Origin of the sequence: Chroococcidiopsis sp. SAG 2025, from assembly GCF_032860985.1 — a bacterium.
In the GTDB taxonomy this organism is placed as follows: Bacteria; Cyanobacteriota; Cyanobacteriia; order Cyanobacteriales; family Chroococcidiopsidaceae; genus Chroococcidiopsis.
The window spans coordinates 694,210-714,638 of record NZ_JAOCNC010000001.1; the positions used below are offsets into that span (position 1 = coordinate 694,210).

Here is a 20,429-nt window from a genome sequence, read left to right on the forward strand (position 1 = left end):
GCTGAGGGAAAAACTATAGGGTCTTCATGCGGTTGAAGACCCTATAGTTTTGTCTAGTTGTTAGGGAACAGGGAGCAGACTGACAACAACCAATGACCAACGACTACTCATCCTCCATCAAGAGTGATGAAATAGGGTTTCTAGATAGACTCTAGCGGCACGGCGATCGCCATTACTGTTTTGTAGCAAAAACAGCGATAATGCTGCTGCAAACACTCGGTCTTGATCCCAATCAGGATGGGTTTCTAAGTAATTTTGCATTGATTCGTGTAATGACTCGGGAATTTCAGTCAAAATGCTAACGGTGGCGGACATGGAGAACCTCTCTTCAAACAGTTACATGAATGGGATAAGCTGACTTCCACGACATAAAAAACGCAACTTAAAAATCAAGTTAAAAGATGCAATGCCTTCGGCAGTTCGTGCAGCAACCATAATTGCACCTGTGGCACTGAAAAATCCTCGTTGCTAAAGCATAATCATCACTTCGATGGAGCGCGATCGCCCGATCGTTTTCTCGGCAGGTTTTATAAAGGGAAGTCGCATCATTGTGCGACAAGTTTCACTGTCCCGTCAATGCTGCGAAATATTACAACGGTTCTAAACACAAAAAAATCAGTACGATAGAATTAGGGTTTTAACTACATTTTTGTCACACATCTTTACAAAATCTCTCAGATTCTCAGCAGAGAGAAAGCGATGTGAGAAATTCACAACTAGAGCAGTAAACCCAGATTTCTGAAGTCATCTCTTGTGGAAAAACTCCAGCCTGCTGTGGAAAAACCCAGACTACCTGTGGAAACAGTGGGGAATACCTGGGGAAAACTCGACAGAAAAATAAGAATTGCAAAGCTCTCTGAAATTAGGGATGAGGAATGAGGAGCGAGGAGCGAGGGAGAGGACAAGGGGGACAAGGAAGACAAAGGAGACAAGAGAGAGCGGGGAGCAAATTCTCCCTTGTGTTCTCCCATACTTCCCACACCACGCTCCACTCTCTTTCCCTCACTCCTCACTCCTCGCCCCTTGTTTAGCGCTAAGATGCTAGATTAGTCAACTAAAGTTGTAAGGTTAATGGCAGAAACGTTATTCTTTAATGCCCTGAAAGAAGCCATCGACGAGGAAATGGCGCGGGATTCTACTGTATTCGTTTTGGGTGAGGATGTCGGTCACTACGGCGGCTCGTATAAAGTTACAAAAGATTTGTATAAGAAATATGGCGAGTTAAGGGTACTAGACACCCCCATTGCCGAAAATAGCTTCACGGGTATGGCAGTAGGAGCAGCGATGACCGGCTTGCGACCGATCGTCGAAGGGATGAATATGGGGTTTTTGCTGCTGGCTTTTAACCAAATTTCCAACAATGCCGGAATGCTGCGCTATACCTCTGGCGGTAACTTTAAAATTCCGATGGTGATTCGCGGACCTGGGGGAGTAGGCAGACAATTGGGTGCAGAACACTCGCAGCGCTTAGAAGCATATTTTCAAGCCGTGCCTGGATTGAAGATAGTCGCTTGTTCTACTCCCTATAACGCTAAAGGATTGCTGAAATCAGCAATTCGCAACGACAATCCAGTGTTGTTCTTTGAACACGTACTGCTTTACAACCTCAAGGAAAACCTACCAGAACACGAATACCTAGTCCCGTTAGACAAAGCAGAAATCGTGCGACGTGGCGAAGACGTGACAATTTTGACCTACTCGCGAATGCGCCACCACGTCATGCAAGCAGTCAAACCGTTAGAGAAAGAGGGATTCGATCCAGAAATTATCGATCTCATTTCTCTAAAACCCCTAGATATAGAAACCATTGCTACTTCCGTCCGCAAAACGCATCGCGTCATCATCGTGGAAGAGTGCATGAAAACTGGGGGTATAGCCGCAGAATTAACCGCATTAATTAACGATCGCCTCTTCGACGAATTAGATGCGCCTGTCTTGCGTCTATCTTCTCAAGACATTCCCACTCCCTACAACGGCAGTCTCGAAAGACTCACCATCGTGCAACCAGAGCAAATTGTCGAAGCCGTGAAAAAGATGGTCGCCGTTCAGGTGTAGGGGTGAGGAGCGAGGAGCGAGGAGTGAGGGAGAGGACAAGGGGGACAAGGGAGACAAGGGGGACAAGGGAGAGCTGAGGGAGTTGGGGAAGCTGTAGGGCAAAGCCCTTCTCGAAGAATGGGAGCTGAGGGAGCTGAGGGAGCTGAGGAAGCTGAGGGAGCAAAACAATTCAAAATTCACGCATTCACGCATTCAAAATTCTTACACCCCACATCCCACACCCCACACCCTTTCATCGCGCACCACGCACCCTTTCATCGCGCACCACGCACCACTCTCTTTCCCTCACTCCTCGCTCCTCACTCCTAGCTCCTCACTCCTCAAAAAGAGGTTACTATAGCACTTGTTGCCGCAGCACGTAGTATGCAAAAACAGCGATCGCTATTAGCTTTAATTGTCGTTCTCATCATCGCCGCAATTGTCGTAATTGTGAAATTCCCCGTGCCACTGGGGTTAGACCTCCAGGGGGGTTCGCAATTGACAATTCAGGTCAAGCCTAACGAGGAAATCAAACGCATCACCGAACGCGAGTTAGAAGCAGTGCAAACTGTGGTGGAAAACCGCGTCAACGGACTAGGGGTATCGGAACCCGTGATTCAAACAGTAGGACAAGACCAAATTCTCGTCCAACTCCCAGGAGTCAACGATCCAGAGCAGGCAGAAAGGGTACTGGGTGGTACAGCTCAACTGGATTTTCGCCGTGAGAATGCCGAAAGTAGAGCTTTTGTCAATAATAGGCAGCAACAAATTCAGGGATTGCTGGCAGAACAACAAAAGTTACAAAGTGCGAAGGAACGAGACGAAAAGGCGATCGCGGCAAATAATGCTCAAATAGAAGCCAAAATCAAAGAGATTACCGAGCTAGAAGCAAAGCTATTCGAGCGCACCGGGTTGACGGGGAAAAATCTCAAGTACGCACAGGCGACACCTACGCAAGGCAGCAACTGGAGTGTAGCTTTAGAATTTGATGCCAAAGGCGGCGAATTATTCGCCCAACTGACAAAAGAATTAGCAGGCACGGGCAGACGTTTGGGAATTTTTCTCGACGATAAACCAATCAGTACGCCCGTAGTCGGTCAAGAATTTGAAAAAACAGGGATTACAGGCGGACGAGCAGAAATTACAGGGAATTTTGATTTCGAGTCTGCTAACGAATTAGCGCTGCAATTACGAGGCGGTGCTTTACCCGTCCCCGTGGAAATCGTTGAAAATCGAACTGTGGGCGCGACTTTGGGACGCGATAGCATTCAACGCAGTATTTATGCTGGGGTTGGGGGGTTGTCCTTAGTCTTAATCTTTATGGTGGTTTACTACCGCTTGCCTGGACTCATAGCCGATCTAGCGTTGGTGATTTATGCTTTGCTGACATGGGCAACTTTCGCTTTGTTGGGTGTCACCCTGACGCTGCCAGGTATCGCTGGATTTATCCTCAGTATTGGCATGGCAGTGGATGCCAACGTGCTGATTTTCGAGCGGACGCGGGAAGAATTGCGAGCGGGTAAATCGCTCTATCGTTCCGTAGAATCTGGCTTTTATCGTGCTTTTTCTAGCATTTTAGATAGCAACGTTACGACTTGGATTGCTTGTGGGGCGCTGTTTTGGCTCGGGTCTGGGTTGGTGAAAGGTTTCGCTCTAACGCTGGCATTAGGGGTTGCCATGAGTATGTTTACCGCGATTACCTGTAGTCGTACTTTCTTAATGTTGGCGATCGCAATTCCCAGTTTGCGCAAACCAGAGTTATACTGTCCGAGCTTGCCAGCATCGAATAAGGCACAGGGGGCGACATGAAACTCAATATTAACAAACAGCGATCGCTTTGGTGGGGAGTTTCCCTGATCGTGATTCTGGCTGGTTTAGTGGCGATGGGGATTTCTTGGCAAAAATATGGTGCGCCACTGCGTCCGAGTCTCGACTTTATCGGCGGCACGCGATTGCAACTCCAGCGCGACTGCTCTAAACTAGAAAACTGCGCCAAACCAATTGACATCAATGCCGTCCGTCAAGTCATGTCAGAGCGCGGATTGGGCAATAGTAGCATTCAACTGCTCAGCAACGAACGCGGACAGCAACAAGGGATTTCGATTCGGACAAAAACTCTCAATGTTGACGAGAGGACGCAGTTACAACAAACACTTACTAAAGAAATTGGCGCGTTCGATCCCAAAGTAACCCAAATCGATACAGTAGGTCCAACCATCGGACAACAGTTGTTATCTTCGGGTCTAATTGCTCTCCTCGTCTCCTTTGCCGGGATCGTCGTTTATTTAAGCCTACGCTTCCAGTTAGACTACGCCATATTTGCGATCGTGGCTCTGTTCCACGATGTTTTGATTACCACGGGGATTTTTGGGATTCTAGGCTTAGTCCAAGGCACTGAAGTTGATAGTTTATTTATCGTTGCGTTGCTAACAATTACGGGTTTTTCTGTCAATGACACGGTGGTAATTTACGATCGCATCCGCGAAACCCTGAAACTTAGTCCCGATTTACCAATAGACCAAGTGGTAGACAATGCGGTAAATCAAACCTTGGGGCGATCGATCAACACCACCTTAACCGTATTGCTGACTTTGCTGACCTTATTCATCTTTGGTGGCGAAACGCTGAAAAACTTTGCCTTGGCACTCATGATTGGTTTCGCTGCTGGGGCGTACTCCAGTATTTTTATCGCCAGTACCCTACTTTCCTTGTGGCGAGAACGAACTGGTCAATCTCAGAATAGCAACCAGTTGTCAGCAACCAGCGACCAGTGAACAGTTATCAGGGAGACAATTCAATTGAAAATTACGCACCATGCGCCACTCAATTTTGACTTCTGACTTTTGACTTCTTCCTCTCGACTCCCCCATCAGATGCAGCCAGAAGATCCACCCTTTGTACCGATAGAACTTGACCCAACTTTTGAGCGACAAGTACAAAAGCTGTATCTACTTATCGCATATAGCAGATGGTTGGTCGTAGGGTGTTTGTGGCTGAGTGTTGGTGTTTTAAGTCTTTGGGGACTGCGTTATGAAATTAGATTATTGTTGCAATATTTCACTTGGGTAGCCGTGCGATACGGGCTTTATTATAACCCTCTACCCACTTTTGGTTTGGCTTGTTGCGCGGTCATGACAATTTCTAATCTCCTTTGGCAGGGTCGCATTTTACTATTTGGACTACCACCAAAGGAGTTGCGTCGCTTAGCGAAACAAGTACAGCAAATTCGCCAGCAGGGTAAAAGCCATCCTTTGTGGAAATGGATTTGTCAGTAGAAGCACAAGGGATGAGAGACGAAATTCTTTCTAGTTTTCTGTTGCTCCCGAAACGATTTCAGGTTCGAGAGTTACCAAAGGGATCGTTAATTGCAGTCGCGTGTAAGATTCATTCTCTTCGTCTATTGATGTTGAGTTTGGCATTGCTAAAATTTCTAACCGACAGTGCATCAGCTCTAGAAGAGTCTGAGTTAATAGCAGAATCATTCCTGGTGAAAAAGTAAAATCTTCGATCTCTAATGGTGATAAACGATCGCTCTGAGATACATCAAGTGAGTCCGACCAAATCCGATGTGGTAGTTCGGCATCTAGCCAAATTGCGATCTCGTTAGTAGCAAGACAGGAATGGGTAGAAACGAGAATGTTTCCTTCTTGCATTTGAGTCAAACAAATGTCAAGTAAATCGATCGCCACCTGCCGCAACCAGCGCGGGTCGGCTAAGACATAAGTTTCGGTTTCAGGTAGGGAGAGTTGTAACCGCAGATTGCGATTAGCAGCAATGAGATAAGTAGAATTATAAACGTCTGTCAATAGCGCGGCTAAATTAATTGGCTGGATTTCTAGCGGAGACCTGCCATGTTCTAGTCGAGAAACATCGATCACCCGATCCATTAAATTCATTAGCTTCAACGCTGACTGATGAGCTTGGGCAATAAATGTCCTCTCTTCCGCAGGGTCATCGCATAGATCGGATAAAATCAATTGGTGCAAACCGATTAAACTATTGAGCGGCGATCGCAATTCATGGGCGGTTCTTGTCAGAAATCCTGCTTTAAACTGGCACATTTTCCGTGCTAGCTGATAGGCAATCTGGCTTTGCTGTAGCTGACTTTGTAGAGCCAGGATCTCATTCCTATCCGCCGTGAGAGGCTTCTGCTCAAGTGTGGGATCGTTGGCATTATTAGCAGTAAGCGATCGCTTAGATTTGTCTAGCCACCAGCGTCCGCCTAGACCTAAGCTCAGTCCTAAAAACAGCCCAAATAATAAATACACCCATTCATTCCAGCTCATAACTTCCCAAAAACTCACACCACAAAAAATTGAAATCTTACCCTGAGTTTGGTAGTATTGAGCCTCTCTCGACCAAGATAGTTCCGTAGTTAAAACTGATAATTATATCTCTAACACTACCGCTCCTTGGCGCAAAATTACCCAATCACTACCCATCCACTTAGCTACAGTAGAAGGAACGCCGATTCCAGAAACATCTGAGATTTGTAGGGTTAAAACATCGGGAAACTGAGCGGCAATTTCTGTCAGGGTTTCTAATGGTGGTTGCCCTGATAAATTAGCGCTGGTGGTAGCTAAAGGTCCAGTTTGAGCTAATATTTCTCGCGCGATCGCGCTTTGAGGAACGCGCACGCCTATAGTCGTAGGATCGGTAGGGTTCATGACTTTAGGGACGCGATCGCTTGCTGGCAGTACCAAAGTCAAAGCCCCAGCCCAATATTGTGCCGCTACCTGTTGCCAAACTCGCCATTCTGCTTCTGTCCCCACCACGTAATCCCACAAATCTTCTGCCTTTGCTCCCATCAAAATTAACGGCTTATCCTGACTGCGCTGTTTAGTCGCAAAGATTAGATCGGCTCGCTCTGGTAAAGCCGCCAATGCAGGAACGGTATCGGTAGGAAAGCTAACCACGCAACCAGCGCGGACACCAGCAACCAGATCTGCAATTGAAACTTGGGGCATGAAGGAAGGGAGTCGGGAGCAGGGAGTAGGGGAAAGAGAGAATCGCGGAGCGATCGGGAGCGATCGGGAGCAATTACTAGCCACTAGCCACTAACCACTAGCCACTGATAACTGATAACTGTTCACTGATTTGCGGTAGATGATTTTTGCCCTAGATGAGGTTCCGTACCATCTAGTAAGCGTTGAATATTGCTCTTGTGGCGCAGAATGACGTAGATACCACCTACTATCCCAAACAGGACGTAAGGTAAAGGTTGATGAAATAGCAGCATCAATAGCGAAACTGCGATCGCGCCTGCGATCGAACTGAGTGAGACGATCCGCGAGATGGCGATCGCAACGCCAAATACCCCGACAGTTGCTAAAGCAACCTGCCAATTCATCGCCAATAATACGCCCAAACTCGTAGCGACAGATTTTCCCCCACTAAACCCCAACCAAATCGATTTGCTATGTCCCAAAATAGCTGCTAACCCCGATAACGTTACCATCCAAGACAGCCAGAGCGTAGGGTCAACAGTAGGAGGCAGAAGATTTTGCCCAGTAGCAAAGCTAAACAGCCAAGGTACGAGGGCGATCGCCAAAACTCCTTTGAAAGCATCAATAACTAGTACAAATGCGCCTGGTCCCTTGCCTAAGGTTCTCAAAACATTAGTTGCTCCAGTTGAACCAGAACCGTGTTCGCGAATATCAATTCCTTTTAAAAGTTTTGCTAGCGTATAACCAGTGGGCGTAGAGCCAATTAGATACGCTACTAGTAAAGTTACTACGCACAGAGTGAGCCAGATAGTCATGTGTGAGGGGTTAGGGTGAGGAAAAGAAGGGACAAGGGAGAAGTTGTAAGTCGTAAGTCGTAAGTCGTAAGTCAAAAACCTCTTACCATGCACCACTCACCACTTACTTACCAACTACCAACCACCAATTACCCATTAATAATCAAAATCTCTTTCTCTAAGAGTTTGAGGATCGGGGGCAAAGGCTAGTAATAGAGGGAATTGTAGCAGAGAGAGGCTGATTTTTTCCTCGGAGTCATCGATGATAATCAGTGGCATTTGATTGGCTTCGATCGCTCTTTCAGCTCTGATAGCAGCTGCTTCTGCATCTTCAAATAAGGTTACACCGCGATCGGGTCCAAAATCTGTGCGAGAAATGCCAAGACAATCTTGCAAACCACGCCGCCAATCTCCCAGCCGTTCGGGAGTATTCGCCAACACCAAGATGCGGAGGCGAGTATCGTACAAGGTGTATAGAATTGAAATAATCGCCGAGCTAATTAGAATATTTTGCAGGCGACTACCTGTAGTTCGTAAAGCACCTCGTCCTCCTTGCTTGAAAAACCAATTGGATACTCGTTCCGCCTGCACTGGTTCAAACGTGCGGCGCAGTTGCCAAGGGGGACCGTAATAATCTGGTTGGTTGCGGTATTGGTCGAGCAGGCGGCGAATTTGTTTTGTAGTAGCTTGAAATCTCTGTTCGGTAAATTGAGGCGTGGCGGGTTGCTCCGGCTCTTGAGGTTTGGGTTGTCTAGTTGCTGGTTGCGGCTCTGGTCTAGTTTTTGGTGCTAGTTCTAATTGCTCTACTGCTGTTGCCAAATCTTGCAAGCTGCCCGTGAGATAGTCTTTAAAACCCTGCACTCGAATTGCTAAATCTTGGGAAACTCCAGCAAAACTCGTCCGCATTTCCGCCCGAATGCGTTCTTGCCGCCGTTCTAACTGTTCGATTGAAATTTGTAATGCTTGCTTGCGTTGCTCCATTTGAGCAAGACCTTCTTGCACCACTTTACTCATAGCAGATTGAGTTTGCGCTAACTGAGCAGATAGCTGTTTGTGCGTTGCTTGGAGGCGTGCAATTTCTTGTCTTAAGGCTTGTTCCTGCTGTTGCAATTGAGACAAGTTGGATGGTTTTGCCAGCGGAATGAGCGGCGTTTCCGCTGGAGTTTCTCGTGCAGAATTTGGCGTTACTAACTCTTGCAAAAACTCATCTTCTGCTTCTTCAGATGGCGAGGCAAAAAAGTTAAAGTTTTCTAAATCTAAGTCCGTATCTGTATCTTTATCTGTATTAGATTCAGATCGAGATTCATCTAGTAAATTTATTTCTTCTAATTTCCCATTTGGCGCATCCATCGAGAAGTTTAGAGGTTTGTCTTGTTCCTCTGAATCTTCCCAAGGTTGATTATCTGGCTTTGGTGTTTGGGATTCATCTGAAGTCATAATCAGTTATCAGTTATCAGTGTCTTGGACAGCGTTGCTCTAAACAAATTTGTAGCGTTTTGGAGTCAAAGAGAATGGGCAAAAAGTGAATGCTTTTCACTTCTCGAAAGTAGAACAGGATCGGCACTTGATGCCAAAAAATTTCCCAATGTTGCCATTCTTGATAGGGAAAGTGCCGGATGATGGTTTCTCCTCTGTAGATATCTAAGGCAGTATCAGTGAATTGTAGACGTAGGGTTGTAGCTTGAAACATCAGAAACAAACCAAATAAGGCAATTATGCCACCTACCCAGGCTGAAACGAGTATTAAAGGAATTGCCCCTAAGACTATGAATAAAGGCAGCTTATAGCTGGGAGCAAGCTGAACGGTTGATGTTACAGATGGGGAAGTTGTCACTGTTTTTGTCCTGCCTGAACAATAGACTCTAACACTCTTATTTTAAGGTTCAGTGGAGTGGCGAGTGAGGAGAGGAGCAGAAGGGGACAGGGGAGACATGGGGGATAAAGAAGAAATAGATCGATTACCCATTAACAATTACCACTCTTTACTGATAACTGTCTAAAGCGTCGAGCGCCCCAAGCCCTGAAACATAACCCAAGATAAGAAAAAGTTCATGATGAAGATTGATAGTAGCGCCGTGACTACAGCAGCTGTGGTTGATTGTCCGACTCCCTTGGCTCCTCCTGTGGTTGTCAAACCCCAACTGCATCCAATAATTGCGATCGTTGCTCCGAAAACAGCACCTTTGATTAAAGCACTAGTAACATCCCAGACATCTAAGAAATTGCGGGCTGAATCAATAAATACGCTCTGAGATAGGCGATATAAGTTGGTTGCTATCACTAAGCCGCCAATCATACCTGTAATTGCAGATAATAGGGTCAAAATTGGCAGCATGACGCAGCAGGCTAACACGCGCGGAATGACAAGATAATCAATTGGATCGGTTTTGAGCATATAAAGAGCGTCAATCTGCTCTGTGACGCGCATCGTGCCAATTTCCGCCGCAAATGCGGAACCAACTCGCCCCGCGAGAACTACAGCTGTCAATACAGGTGCGAGTTCCCGAGTTAAGGCAAGAGCTAAAACCCCGCCAACTGTTGTTCCAGCTCCAAATCGAATAAATTCCCGCGCTACTTGAATCGTAAAAACTGCGCCGACAAAAACTGCTGTGATGAGGGCGATTAGCAATGAGTCCGGTCCCACTGCTGCCATCTGTTCTACAGTATTTCGGCGATGAATCCTACCTTGGAGCAAGTGAATTAGGACTTGCCCACCTAGTAAAATTGCTGCCAGCAATCGCTGACTCCATACTCCCAGGAAAGAACTTGGTCTTACTTCGCTCAATTTTCCTCTGCTCGATAAACTCTGTGTTCAGAATAACTAAGTTTCAGAATCACTAGGTGCAAAATAACTAAATTTAGAATCACTAGGTGCAAAATAACTAAATTCAGAATCACTAGCTTTCACTCTAGCCATAGATAGATTTTTGCCTTATTGTGTTGTTCGATCGCGCCGTCTTGTCAAGGTTCGCTTCGTCAATGTTTACCAATTTTTAAGCGAATCTGAGAAATTTGCCGCTCGACGCAAGTAAGAAGCCGTTGTTAGGAGCAGATGCTGCGATCGCCTACCGTGTCTTACTTACTAGCAATAAACATACGTTACAGTCTCGCCACGCTCCGCTAGAAAAATTTAATCTAATTCCCCGATCGTTAATATCGCTTTGAAGTTGTAGACAAAACTTTTAACGATCGCTTAAGATTTTTGAAATTTGCAGCAACGGTAGGCGATCGCTCTTATTGTAGAAAGTGGCACTCGTATCGGATTTTCATTGTCAACCGATTGACCAGAGTACGCTTCATGAGCATTCTGCCTAATTTTCTCCGTTCTCTATTACTGACAATTATTCTGAGCTTTGTCGTCCCCACATTTCTAATTGGTGGGGGTTTAGCAAGCGTGTCTCTGCTGAAGTACGTTCCTGGCTTGCAAGGAATCGGTCAGGCAATTGCTTCTGCTATGCAACAGTTCTTAGCCACGTTTGGCAGTGGTAGTGCTTGGCGAGGGCTGTGTATCATCGGTATGACTTGTAGTTTAGTCGGAGCGCTGTTCGATACATATGCATTCTACCGCTATCAAAATCTGCGGGGCGACTGATAACTGATAATTGATAACTGATTAAAATAGCAAACCCGCCTCAGTTACTTAATTGGAGGCGGGTTATTCAGAGAGTCTGGATTTAGTTAAAAGCAGCAAAAACTAGATGAACTCAAATAGGGTGGACAAATTCGCAATTTACCTGACAATCAAACTTGGCTTGTATTTGTCGTCGCTCAATCGGGATTCTTTAGTAAACCGGACACCTCCTTTTATTTGCTAGAAAGTAGAAATATTTAGGCAAGAACGTTTCTTTCACTCAACGTTTCTTCTACTACAAGTGAGGTATTGTCAAGTTCAGGTACTTTGCGATAGGACTAGAGCGGGAGGCACAGGCTCTAATCTCTAGAGTTTTTTCTCTTAAGAATCTCCTTTTGTGCCTTCATTTAAAGTAGCATGGCTTTCTTCGAGCAGAGCTTGCTAATTTATTAAAGTTTATGAGGTTTCATGGGCTGTAATAATTGCTAAAAACTGTTTACAAAAAAGTTATCGATCGCCGATCGCTGTTTCCGGTCCAACCATAGAAATATAGGGTTCGAGTAAATAACGGCAAGCTGCTTGTTGTGTTGTTTCAGCACTTACTTGGGCAATTTCTTGTTGAAAGGAGCGATCGAATTCAATCCCCAACCCTAAAATTTCATACCAACCATATACTTGCGCAATTTGTCCGTTCGTTTGTTTGCCAAGGGCATATTGACCGAGAAGCTTATTTTTGGCTGTTTGTAAATCTTCCGTGCTGAGTTGTGCTTGACATAGTAACTCTACTTCCGTTTGCAGGCGATCTCGGGCGATCGCGGTATTTTCTGGTGCAGTACCGATGTAGGCGACAAACGTAGCAGGTGACATGCGCGTGGGGTAAAACGCAGACACTTCGTAAGCTAAGCCCAACTTTTCGCGCAGTTCGACAAACAAGCGGCTAGATAGCCCGTTACCTAAATGGGTAGAAAGTAGTTTTAAGGCTGGATAGTCCGATTGATGAACGGAAGGAGCTAAGTAGCCCAGCATGATAATCGATTGCTGAGTCGGCTGAGCAATCTTGAGCTGCTGAGGGGCAGGAGTCAGGCTGGGCAGTTGCAATGATGGGATGGGAGATCGCGGCGCTTCCCAGTCGCCAAAAACTTTTTCGATTTGGGCGATCGCGGTATCGACTGTAATTCGACCTGCTAAGCTAATGACAACATTATCGGGACGAAAATAAGTCTGGTGATATTGTTGTAAGTCAGTTCGCTCGATTTTAGCTACCGTTTCTTCCCATCCCAAACCAGAAGAAGCATAGGGATGATTTTGGTAAATTGCTTGTCGGAGTTGGTCAAAAGCAATTGTAAATGGCTGTTCTTGTTGAGAACGAATGTGTTGGATTGTCAGCCGTCGTTCGAGTTCCACTTCAGCAGCAGGAAATGAGGGCGATCGCAACAGTTCCCCTGCTAATGTTAAGATTTCGGGAAAATCTGCCGAAACAGTTTTCATGCTCAACAGAAAATAATCTGAGGCTGCATCGACGCTCAGGCTTGCGCCAACGGACTCTACCCGTTCGGCAATTTCCATCGAGGAGAGTTCTGTGGTTCCCTTTGTCATCACCGCAGACAGCAAATGCGCTAATCCAGCTTGCTGTTGTGGTTCCCAGCAACTCCCTGCTTTGAGAAAAATACGAGTAGCAACAATGTCTGCGGCTGGGTTTTCGATCGCCAGAACTACCATGCCATTAGGTAAAACTGTGCGATGGATCTGTTGAGTTGGTAAAGAGGTTGTCACGGGAAATCAGTTGTCAGTTATCAGTGAAGAAAGGGTGTCGGGTGTCGGGTATCGGGTGTAGTGAGTCAATTCTCTCCCTCAGCTGGGCGACTCTCCCTCAGCTGGGCGACTCTCTCTTTCCCCTGCTCCCTACTTCCTAAGTTAACAAGGTTTGACAACTGTTACCGCGTAGGAATAGGGAGAAAGGTATTGTTGGGCAATTTGTTGGAGTTCGACGGCATCGAAGGATTTGATTTGCTGGGGATAAGTTGTGGCTAACTCTGGTTCGCCTAGAGTTTGATAGTAACCATACAACCCTGCCAGTTGTTCTGGTGTTTCGGTGGAAAAAGCATAGTCGTTACACAGAACTCGCTGAGCGCGTGCGAGTTCTTCCGGGGCGATCGCCTCTGTCTGTAACTGTTCTAAATGGGCGCAAATTAATTCTTCTACTTTTTCTAAATGTTGCGGCTCTAACCAAACACTAATGGTAAATAAACTAGCATCTTGCAGGAGGGAAAACTGGCTGCTGATTGCTTGGACTAATTGTTTATCTTCCCTGAGAGTGCGGATTAAGCGAGAAGAACGTCCCGCGCCCAATATAACTGAAATCAGATCTAAACCGTAAGCACTGCGCCATTGGTCGATCCCTGGTGCGATCCAAGCCATGAGTAGCCGTGCTTGTTCCAATCTTGGTAGATATAATTCCTGGCGGCGAATTCCAGCTAGCAGTGGTTTTTTGACTTCCTCTACAGGTGGTAATTCTATCCGTGGCAAAAATCGGTCGAAACTGCGGTTGACGATTTCAATCGCTCGTTCTGTTTCGATTCCACCCGCGATCGCTACCGTCATATTTTCGGGTTGGTAATGAGCGCGATGAAAGCACCGCATTGCCTCTGGTGAGTGCTGCATTAACTCCAATTCCGTACCCAGAACCGATCGCCCGTAGGGATGCTGTTGGTAGATACTTTCACTCAGGGTTTGAAATCCAATCCAGTCTGGATCGTCGTAACAAGCATGAATTTCTTCTAAGACAACTTCCCGTTCTCGATCGAATTCGTCTTCTGGAATAGCAGCATTTAACAACAATTCTGCCAAGTACGGCAGCGTATCTTCCCAGTAAGGAGCGGCAGTTGTTAAATAAAAGTGAGCGTAGTCGTGGCTAGTAGCAGCATTTGTCATTCCACCTCTGTTTTCCACGACGCGATCGAACACTCCTGGCGGGATCGTCTCCGTCCCTTTAAATATCATGTGTTCTAGAAAGTGAGCCATCCCGTACCATGCTTCCGGCTCTGCGATCGCACCTGCCCGCAACCAAATATCTGTGACTACCACTGTAGTTGCAGGAAGATATTGATGTATGAGAGTTAAACCAGAATCTAATTGAAGAATAGTCGGAGAGTGACTCGGTGCTATCAGTAGAGGCGACAAACGCTTAAGCCCAAATTAAGACTACATTAAGTTTATTTATATTACTGTTAGCACAAATAATGAATTGCATAAATTGATACAAAAATTTATTGAGAATAGGTAATGGGTGGTTGGTAGTTGGCAAGCTAGGCTAGAGGCAACTGATAGCTGATAACTAACAACTGACCAAAATCAAAAACTCCTTCAGCCATTAGCCAAAGGAGTTCATGCTTGTAAGTCCACCGCAACGCCGTCTTACCTCAGTTTTGACCTGGAAAATCCAGGTGGGAATCGATTAGCTTAACTTAAAGTTTCCGAGTACTTGCTCGGTATACTGCCGTTAGCAATTTTGACTCCCTTAAATGTTTAAGCATAGATCAAAAACATTATTGGCAGTCACCAACGCCGCAGTTGAACTCCAACCATTATAACTTTTTAAGGAGAATCGGCAAGAAAAGTCAAAAGTCAAAAGTTAAAAGTCAGAATTGACTGCACGAGAACCTCCCCCTTGTCTCCCTTATCTTTCTCCAGTTCCTCATGCGTACCAAATCGATTCGATCTGTTGAGCGATCGCCTCTGCTACGTGACGGTTGCGATCGTCTAATAATACGGTGACGTGTCCTAGCTTGCGTCCTGGGCGAGATGCGGTTTTGCCGTACCAGCGAAGGTATGCTTGAGGAATTTGGGCGATTTGTTGGCGTTGGGCGAGATAGTCGCGCCCAGAAGAAGTTTCGTAGCCCAATAAATTCACCATCAACGCCCCAGCACTGCGAAGGGTAGAATTTCCTAATGGTAAGCCGCAGACAGCGCGAAGATGTTGTTCAAATTGGGAAACTTCACAAGCATCTAGGGTAAAGTGTCCAGAATTGTGCGTGCGGGGAGCGATTTCATTGACCAATACCTTACCTTGTGGGGTGAGGAATAATTCAATCCCGAATATACCAACAGCTTGTAAACTTTCTAACAATGTGCGGGCGATCGCTTCGATGTCTCGAACTAATTCTGCACTAAGATCGGCAGGGGCAAATACTCGCCGACAAACTTGATTTTGCTGCTGCGTCTCGACAATGGGATAAATTGCGATCTCACCTGTGACGGAACGAGCGGCGATAACTGCCAATTCGCGAGCGAAAGGGACAAATTCTTCTAATAGATACTGAGACTGTTTTTCTGGATGTTGAGATGCAGACAGTTTTTCTTGTAAAGTTTCCGCATCCTGAATAATAAAAGTCCCTTGTCCGTCATATCCGTGACGACGAGCTTTGAGTACGACAGGAAAAGTGGTGAGTGGTGCGTGGTAAGTGGTGCGTGATGAGATAAAAGCTTCTTCGTTTTCCTTCTGCTCCCTGCTCCCTGCTCCCTGCTCCCGACTCCCTAAAGCATCTAAAGCGATAAACTTGGGGACAGGTAAACCAATTTGCTGTAAATAGCAGCGTTGCTCGTATTTATCGAGAATGTGAGATAAGACATCTAGCCCGGGACGAAAGCAGGCTCCTTGCTCGACTAAAGTTGATAAAGCGGTTAGGTTGACGAATTCATTTTCAAAAGTCACGATCTCGCAATCTTCAGCTAGGGCTTTTGTTGCTTCGGCATCGTCGATCGCGGCGATAATTGTTTCTGTGGCGATCGCCACTGCTGGATCGCTCTTATTTGGTGTTTGTACTACCAGTTCGATCCCTAACTTCTTGGCTCCATCAGCCATCATCCAAGCTAACTGTCCGCCACCAATAACACCGACACGCTTCATTGACACCCCAAAGATTCGCGAGTTGCAATACCTGTTTTTGAGTTAATCCCACTGGCTCGTTGGCACAATTCTTTCACCTGCGCCCCGTCTAAAATCGCGTCGCTAAAATCTGCACCTGTAATATCAACACCAGTAAAGATAGTACGGAGTAAAAGGGCTTCTTGCAATACAGCATCGCTCAGATCGGCTCCAGTCATTTTTACCTGATCGACCATAGCAATACTCAAATCTGCACCGTGCAAGTTTGCCTGTGTCATCACTGAAGCACTCATAACCGCCCCGCGCAAGTCAGCATCAGTAAAATTAACCTGCTCCATATTGGCATTAGAAAACTCTGCGGCTCTTAAAATTTGTCTCGAAAAGTCTTTACCTGTCAGCTCTGCATTGCTGTAGGAGAGCGGCGGCGGATAATCTAAAGCTTGGGCAGGTAAAGTCCAAATCACGAATAGAGCGATCACGATGCATAATCCTGCCAGTTGCCGCAAAAATACCATGTGAGATCTCAATGCTACTCTTTTCAGCTTATCGCATTCAATCTCAAAGGCTGGGGGTAGAGACTAGAGGGCAGAAGCCACAACCCATACTTTTCAGCTCGTTGCCTAAAATTAGCAAATCGAGAGTGGCAAATTTATCAACAGACAAATACCTCTGTGGTATGTATTAAATAAGAACGAATATCATCTTGTCATTTCAGTAGAAACTACCATGGTACATTTCCTGTTGACTTGGCTCGTGACCGCAGTTTCCTTATTAATTACGGCAAACATAGTCAATGGCTTTATAGTCACGAATTTTGCCGCAGCTTTAATCGCTGCGGTTATTATTGGTTTAGTTAATGCTATTATCAGACCGATTTTAATTGTGTTGACCCTACCGCTCACAATCTTGACTTTAGGATTATTTCTATTTGTAGTAAATGGTATTAGTATTTGGATTGCAGGGGCTTTGTCACCTGGTTTTACTGTCACGGGATTGTTACCAGGTTTAGTTGGTTCAATTGTACTGACGTTAGTTGCAGGCATCATTAACTTTTTAGTTGAGCGAGTCGTACAGAACTAAATTGCTAAATTTTGAAGGTGAAGAAATTGAGAGCTATCGATCAGCTGCCGGCATTCAAAATCGCTCTCAAACACAAGAATAACCTTAGCTTTCTACAGAGATTTTCGGATTGAGATCTAAAATTTCAGTTACTTAATTTACCTGAAACTTTGAAAATTTCTTTAGCTAACTCACAGAAGCCTTGTCCTTCACTTGCTTTTGTGATGTAACTAGGTTGATAACTTAGCCGCTCGGCGTACTCAAGCACATTTGCAACTCCGATAGAAAAGGGGAAACACTGAGGATTAAATAAACTCTCATCGTTAGGACTGTCGCCAACAGTTAACACCTGTTCTGGCAGACATTGAAAGTAATCTTGTAAAACCCGCATTAAGCCAGTTGCTTTATCTTGATTTAGCGGCTTAATATGACATTGAACGTTGCTGTAAGTAAAGCCCCAACCTAATTCCTGACAAAGACTACTGAATCGCTCTAATTGTTCTACACTTAATCCTCGTACATCAAAAGTCCAATCAGTAATCCGAAAGCAATTGTCGCTGGACTCGCAAATTTGAGGAAAAGATTGTTGGAGTTTTTGAAAAACTGATGCTAATTCTTGCCGATGTTCTAGTCTATTGGAAATAGGTGTAAGCGCGATTGCCTCTTCATTTCCTGCTGAATAAAACAAACCACCATTTTCCGCGATCGCCCCAGCAATCGGTAGATAATTGACTAATCCACTTACCCATCCAGCCGAACGTCCAGTCACAATCAAAACTTGGAGATCCGCCACAACCAACTTTTCAAACATCAGCAACAAATCTGACGTGAACTTCCCTTCTCGCGTCAGAGTTCCATCCATATCAGTCGCAATTATTTTAATATTTCTGAGAAAATTGCGATCGATTTTTTCGAGCGGAGTAAAACCCATAATCAACCAATAATTCAAACATCCTTGTATTCTAAAAAATTGTAGTTTAAAAACACACAAACCCTCTTCTTAGCTTCCTTTACTAGACTTGCTCCACAAAAAACACTTCGCGTCTTTGCGTCTTTGCGTGACATACAAATCTTTTTCTAGACTCGCTTACGAATTCTGCCAACAGAGGGAGGTAATAAAACACGAATAGCCAAGTTAATAGATACTAGTGATAGTTTACTTTCGGTATGGCTCCAATAGCACTGATTACAGGCGCATCCCAAGGAATCGGCGAAGCAACCGCTTTGCTTTTTGCCAGCAAAGGTTACGATCTCGTGCTGGCTGCGCGACATAGAGATCGCCTCGCGGTTGTAGCGGAGGACATCCAAAAACTAGATCGCCAAGCCTTGGTAGTCCCTACAGATGTTAGAGATCCAGACCAAGTAAAAAATCTGATCGACAAAGCACTAGAACATTATGGCGCGATTGATGTCCTGATCAACAATGCCGGAATATACGTCTCAGGTCCGGTAGAAAGCTTTTCCCTAGAAGAGTGGCATCATACAATCGATACCAACCTCTGCGGCTACGTTCATACAATCCACAGCGTTTTACCGCACATGCTGGCACGCAGACAAGGCGCGATCGTCAATATCAGTTCGATTGGGGGTAAAGTACCAATTCCTTACCTAGCTCCCTACACTGCCACTAAATTCGGCGTTGCTGGCATGACAGCAGCCATGCATTCAGAACTTAAGCCCAAAGGAATTCACGTCTGCGGCATCTATCCCAACATCATCAAAACCAGTTTTACAGAACGGGCAATTTTTACAGGTCATGATGATGCAGATGCCCAATCGCGCCGACAACAGTTAGAAGAAATATTACATACCCCTTTTGTAGAAAAGCCGGAAGATGTAGCGAAAGCAATTTGGGAAGGAGTTAAACACCAACGGGCTGAAGTCGTGGTTGGTTCTGCTAACTTCGCTCAAGCTGCATACAATGTGTTTCCTGGGGTCGTGCAATGGTTGTCTCGGCAAACATTTAAAAGGTAGGTCGTAGGGGCAGGTTTTGAGCCAAAATCTCTAGAGAGGGCTGTCAATCTATCTGCTAAATCTGCCCGTACACAAATCTGAAGTTATTTTTCTTTCAGTTTTTGTTTGAAAAATTCGTACATCTCTGGCAATCGTTTGTAGATAGCCGAGTTTTTGAGATATATTTTGTGGGGAACAGCAGGATAACCAGAAACAATATCTTTCGGTTTAACGTTGTGATAAATTCCGGTTTTAGCAGAAGCGATCGCCCCATTTCCCATTTTGACTTCATTGGCAATTCCCACTTGTCCGCCGAGAATCACGCCATTTCCAAGTTCCACTCCTCCCGCCAAGCCAACTTGCGCCGCCATCGCACAGTTAGCATCAATTTTGCAACCGTGACCGATGTGTACTAGATTATCGAGTTTGGTATTGCGACCGATGCGGGTTTCTCCTACAGCAGGACGGTCGATGGTGCTGTTACATCCTACTTCTACACCATCTTCTAGCACCACATTGCCAGACTGTTCCATTTTGAACCAACCAGTTGCCGTAGGCACGAAGCCAAACCCTTCTGCACCAATGACAACGCCGCTATGGATCGTGCAATCAGCGCCGATCTGACTGCGTTCTTGGATCGTACAGTTAGCGTGTAACACCGTGCGATCGCCAATTTCTACATCTGGATAAATCACGGCGTTAGGATGAATGCAAACGCGATCGCCAATTTTTCCACCAGCCTCAATAACAACATGCGCGCCAATTGCCACTTCCGCACCCAACTGTACCGAAGGATGAATCACAGCAGTAGGATGAATCGCTGGTTGGGGACGATAAGGTTGATAGAACAGCGCCAACGTCTGAGCAAACATTAATCTGGGTTGAGATGTAGAGATCCAAGCAATTCCCCGTTGTTGCGCTCGTTCTTTGAGAATCTCATCCTGGGGCAAAATCAAGGCACTAGCGCCAGTTTCATGAATATAAGCAGCAAACTTGTCCCCGTCGATGTAGCTGATATTTTCAGCTGTCGCTAGATCGACTGCGGCTATACCCGTAATTTCAGGATCGCAGTTTTCATTCATCGCAAGGCTGTTATTGCTAGCAGTTTCACCCAATTTGCTGACAATTTCGCTAAATCTCATCTTATCTTTCCTCCTACTCCTATACGGACGCACAGCTAGCTGCGT

21 protein-coding genes and 1 other RNA gene are annotated in these 20,429 nt (G+C 45.6%); 8 read left to right on the forward strand and 14 right to left on the reverse strand.

Annotated elements, in window-relative coordinates:
* Window positions 1-117: 117 nt before the first annotated feature.
* Window positions 118-315: a DUF2811 domain-containing protein gene (locus N4J56_RS03380; protein WP_015153536.1), complete on the reverse strand. Its 198-nt coding sequence runs from the start codon at window positions 313-315 to the stop codon at window positions 118-120.
* A gap of 756 nt (window positions 316-1,071) precedes the next feature.
* Here N4J56_RS03380 and N4J56_RS03385 point away from each other — a divergent pair.
* The 5 genes from N4J56_RS03385 to N4J56_RS03405 all read left to right on the forward strand — a co-directional run bounded on the left by N4J56_RS03385 (window position 1,072) and on the right by N4J56_RS03405 (window position 5,309).
* The gene (locus tag N4J56_RS03385; protein ID WP_317105152.1) at window positions 1,072-2,055 is read left to right on the forward strand and encodes an alpha-ketoacid dehydrogenase subunit beta; all 984 of its coding nucleotides are present in this window, start codon (window positions 1,072-1,074) and stop codon (window positions 2,053-2,055) included.
* A gap of 117 nt (window positions 2,056-2,172) precedes the next feature.
* Entirely contained in the window at window positions 2,173-2,364 is a 192-nt protein-coding gene (locus N4J56_RS03390; RefSeq protein WP_317105153.1) for a hypothetical protein, read from the forward strand.
* Window positions 2,365-2,418: 54 nt separating this feature from the next.
* On the forward strand, window positions 2,419-3,843 hold the full coding sequence (gene secD, locus N4J56_RS03395; protein ID WP_317105154.1) for a protein translocase subunit SecD: 1,425 nt from the start codon (window positions 2,419-2,421) through the stop codon (window positions 3,841-3,843).
* Window positions 3,840-4,808, forward strand: coding sequence for a protein translocase subunit SecF (secF, locus tag N4J56_RS03400; RefSeq protein WP_317105155.1), 969 nt, complete (start codon window positions 3,840-3,842; stop codon window positions 4,806-4,808). The genes secD and secF overlap by 4 nt, the downstream gene beginning before the upstream one ends.
* Before the next feature lie 99 nt (window positions 4,809-4,907).
* Window positions 4,908-5,309, forward strand: coding sequence for a hypothetical protein (locus tag N4J56_RS03405; RefSeq protein ID WP_410500411.1), 402 nt, complete (start codon window positions 4,908-4,910; stop codon window positions 5,307-5,309).
* 30 nt (window positions 5,310-5,339) lie between these two features.
* Here the strand turns inward: N4J56_RS03405 and N4J56_RS03410 are convergent, their stop codons facing one another.
* From N4J56_RS03410 to N4J56_RS03435, 6 genes are all read right to left on the reverse strand, one after another.
* The gene (locus N4J56_RS03410) at window positions 5,340-6,320 is read right to left on the reverse strand and encodes a HAMP domain-containing sensor histidine kinase (protein ID WP_317105157.1); all 981 of its coding nucleotides are present in this window, start codon (window positions 6,318-6,320) and stop codon (window positions 5,340-5,342) included.
* 102 nt (window positions 6,321-6,422) lie between these two features.
* The gene (locus N4J56_RS03415) at window positions 6,423-7,001 is read right to left on the reverse strand and encodes an L-threonylcarbamoyladenylate synthase (protein WP_317105158.1); all 579 of its coding nucleotides are present in this window, start codon (window positions 6,999-7,001) and stop codon (window positions 6,423-6,425) included.
* Window positions 7,002-7,123: 122 nt separating this feature from the next.
* Window positions 7,124-7,795 (reverse strand): glycerol-3-phosphate 1-O-acyltransferase PlsY, encoded by a 672-nt coding sequence (plsY, locus tag N4J56_RS03420; protein ID WP_317105159.1) that lies wholly within the window; start codon window positions 7,793-7,795, stop codon window positions 7,124-7,126.
* A gap of 135 nt (window positions 7,796-7,930) precedes the next feature.
* Entirely contained in the window at window positions 7,931-9,211 is a 1,281-nt protein-coding gene (locus tag N4J56_RS03425; RefSeq protein ID WP_317105160.1) for a DUF3086 domain-containing protein, read from the reverse strand.
* 16 nt (window positions 9,212-9,227) lie between these two features.
* Window positions 9,228-9,608, reverse strand: coding sequence for a DUF3119 family protein (locus N4J56_RS03430; protein WP_317105161.1), 381 nt, complete (start codon window positions 9,606-9,608; stop codon window positions 9,228-9,230).
* A 162-nt stretch (window positions 9,609-9,770) separates the two neighbouring features.
* Window positions 9,771-10,559: an MlaE family lipid ABC transporter permease subunit gene (locus N4J56_RS03435; protein ID WP_015153546.1), complete on the reverse strand. Its 789-nt coding sequence runs from the start codon at window positions 10,557-10,559 to the stop codon at window positions 9,771-9,773.
* A gap of 513 nt (window positions 10,560-11,072) precedes the next feature.
* On the opposite strand from N4J56_RS03435, the gene N4J56_RS03440 reads away from it, so the two are divergent.
* A complete protein-coding gene (locus tag N4J56_RS03440; RefSeq protein ID WP_015153547.1) occupies window positions 11,073-11,366 on the forward strand; it encodes a hypothetical protein in 294 nt (97 codons plus the stop codon).
* A gap of 486 nt (window positions 11,367-11,852) precedes the next feature.
* Here N4J56_RS03440 and N4J56_RS03445 read toward each other — a convergent pair whose 3' ends face one another.
* The 5 genes from N4J56_RS03445 to N4J56_RS03465 form a co-directional block, all read right to left on the reverse strand.
* Window positions 11,853-13,118, reverse strand: a complete 1,266-nt coding sequence (locus N4J56_RS03445; protein ID WP_317105162.1) for a pitrilysin family protein — start codon at window positions 13,116-13,118, stop codon at window positions 11,853-11,855.
* 141 nt (window positions 13,119-13,259) lie between these two features.
* Window positions 13,260-14,525 (reverse strand): pitrilysin family protein, encoded by a 1,266-nt coding sequence (locus tag N4J56_RS03450; RefSeq protein ID WP_317105163.1) that lies wholly within the window; start codon window positions 14,523-14,525, stop codon window positions 13,260-13,262.
* Window positions 14,526-14,739: 214 nt separating this feature from the next.
* A non-coding RNA gene (ssrS, locus tag N4J56_RS03455) (6S RNA) lies at window positions 14,740-14,921 on the reverse strand.
* A gap of 118 nt (window positions 14,922-15,039) precedes the next feature.
* Window positions 15,040-16,251 (reverse strand): 5-(carboxyamino)imidazole ribonucleotide synthase, encoded by a 1,212-nt coding sequence (locus N4J56_RS03460; RefSeq protein WP_317110567.1) that lies wholly within the window; start codon window positions 16,249-16,251, stop codon window positions 15,040-15,042.
* Window positions 16,248-16,745, reverse strand: a complete 498-nt coding sequence (locus tag N4J56_RS03465; RefSeq protein ID WP_317105164.1) for a pentapeptide repeat-containing protein — start codon at window positions 16,743-16,745, stop codon at window positions 16,248-16,250. Before N4J56_RS03465 ends, N4J56_RS03460 begins: the two co-directional genes overlap by 4 nt.
* Before the next feature lie 211 nt (window positions 16,746-16,956).
* On the opposite strand from N4J56_RS03465, the gene N4J56_RS03470 reads away from it, so the two are divergent.
* Complete coding sequence (locus tag N4J56_RS03470; RefSeq protein ID WP_317105165.1) at window positions 16,957-17,310, forward strand: phage holin family protein; 354 nt, start codon at window positions 16,957-16,959, stop codon at window positions 17,308-17,310.
* Window positions 17,311-17,434: 124 nt separating this feature from the next.
* On the opposite strand, the gene N4J56_RS03475 is transcribed toward N4J56_RS03470, so the two are convergent.
* Window positions 17,435-18,220: an HAD family hydrolase gene (locus N4J56_RS03475; RefSeq protein WP_317105166.1), complete on the reverse strand. Its 786-nt coding sequence runs from the start codon at window positions 18,218-18,220 to the stop codon at window positions 17,435-17,437.
* Window positions 18,221-18,456: 236 nt separating this feature from the next.
* Between N4J56_RS03475 and N4J56_RS03480 the strand changes: the two genes are divergently transcribed.
* Complete coding sequence (locus tag N4J56_RS03480; protein WP_317105167.1) at window positions 18,457-19,263, forward strand: SDR family oxidoreductase; 807 nt, start codon at window positions 18,457-18,459, stop codon at window positions 19,261-19,263.
* Between the two features lie 83 nt (window positions 19,264-19,346).
* On the opposite strand, the gene lpxD is transcribed toward N4J56_RS03480, so the two are convergent.
* The gene (gene lpxD, locus N4J56_RS03485; RefSeq protein ID WP_317105168.1) at window positions 19,347-20,384 is read right to left on the reverse strand and encodes a UDP-3-O-(3-hydroxymyristoyl)glucosamine N-acyltransferase; all 1,038 of its coding nucleotides are present in this window, start codon (window positions 20,382-20,384) and stop codon (window positions 19,347-19,349) included.
* Window positions 20,385-20,429: the final 45 nt, after the last annotated feature.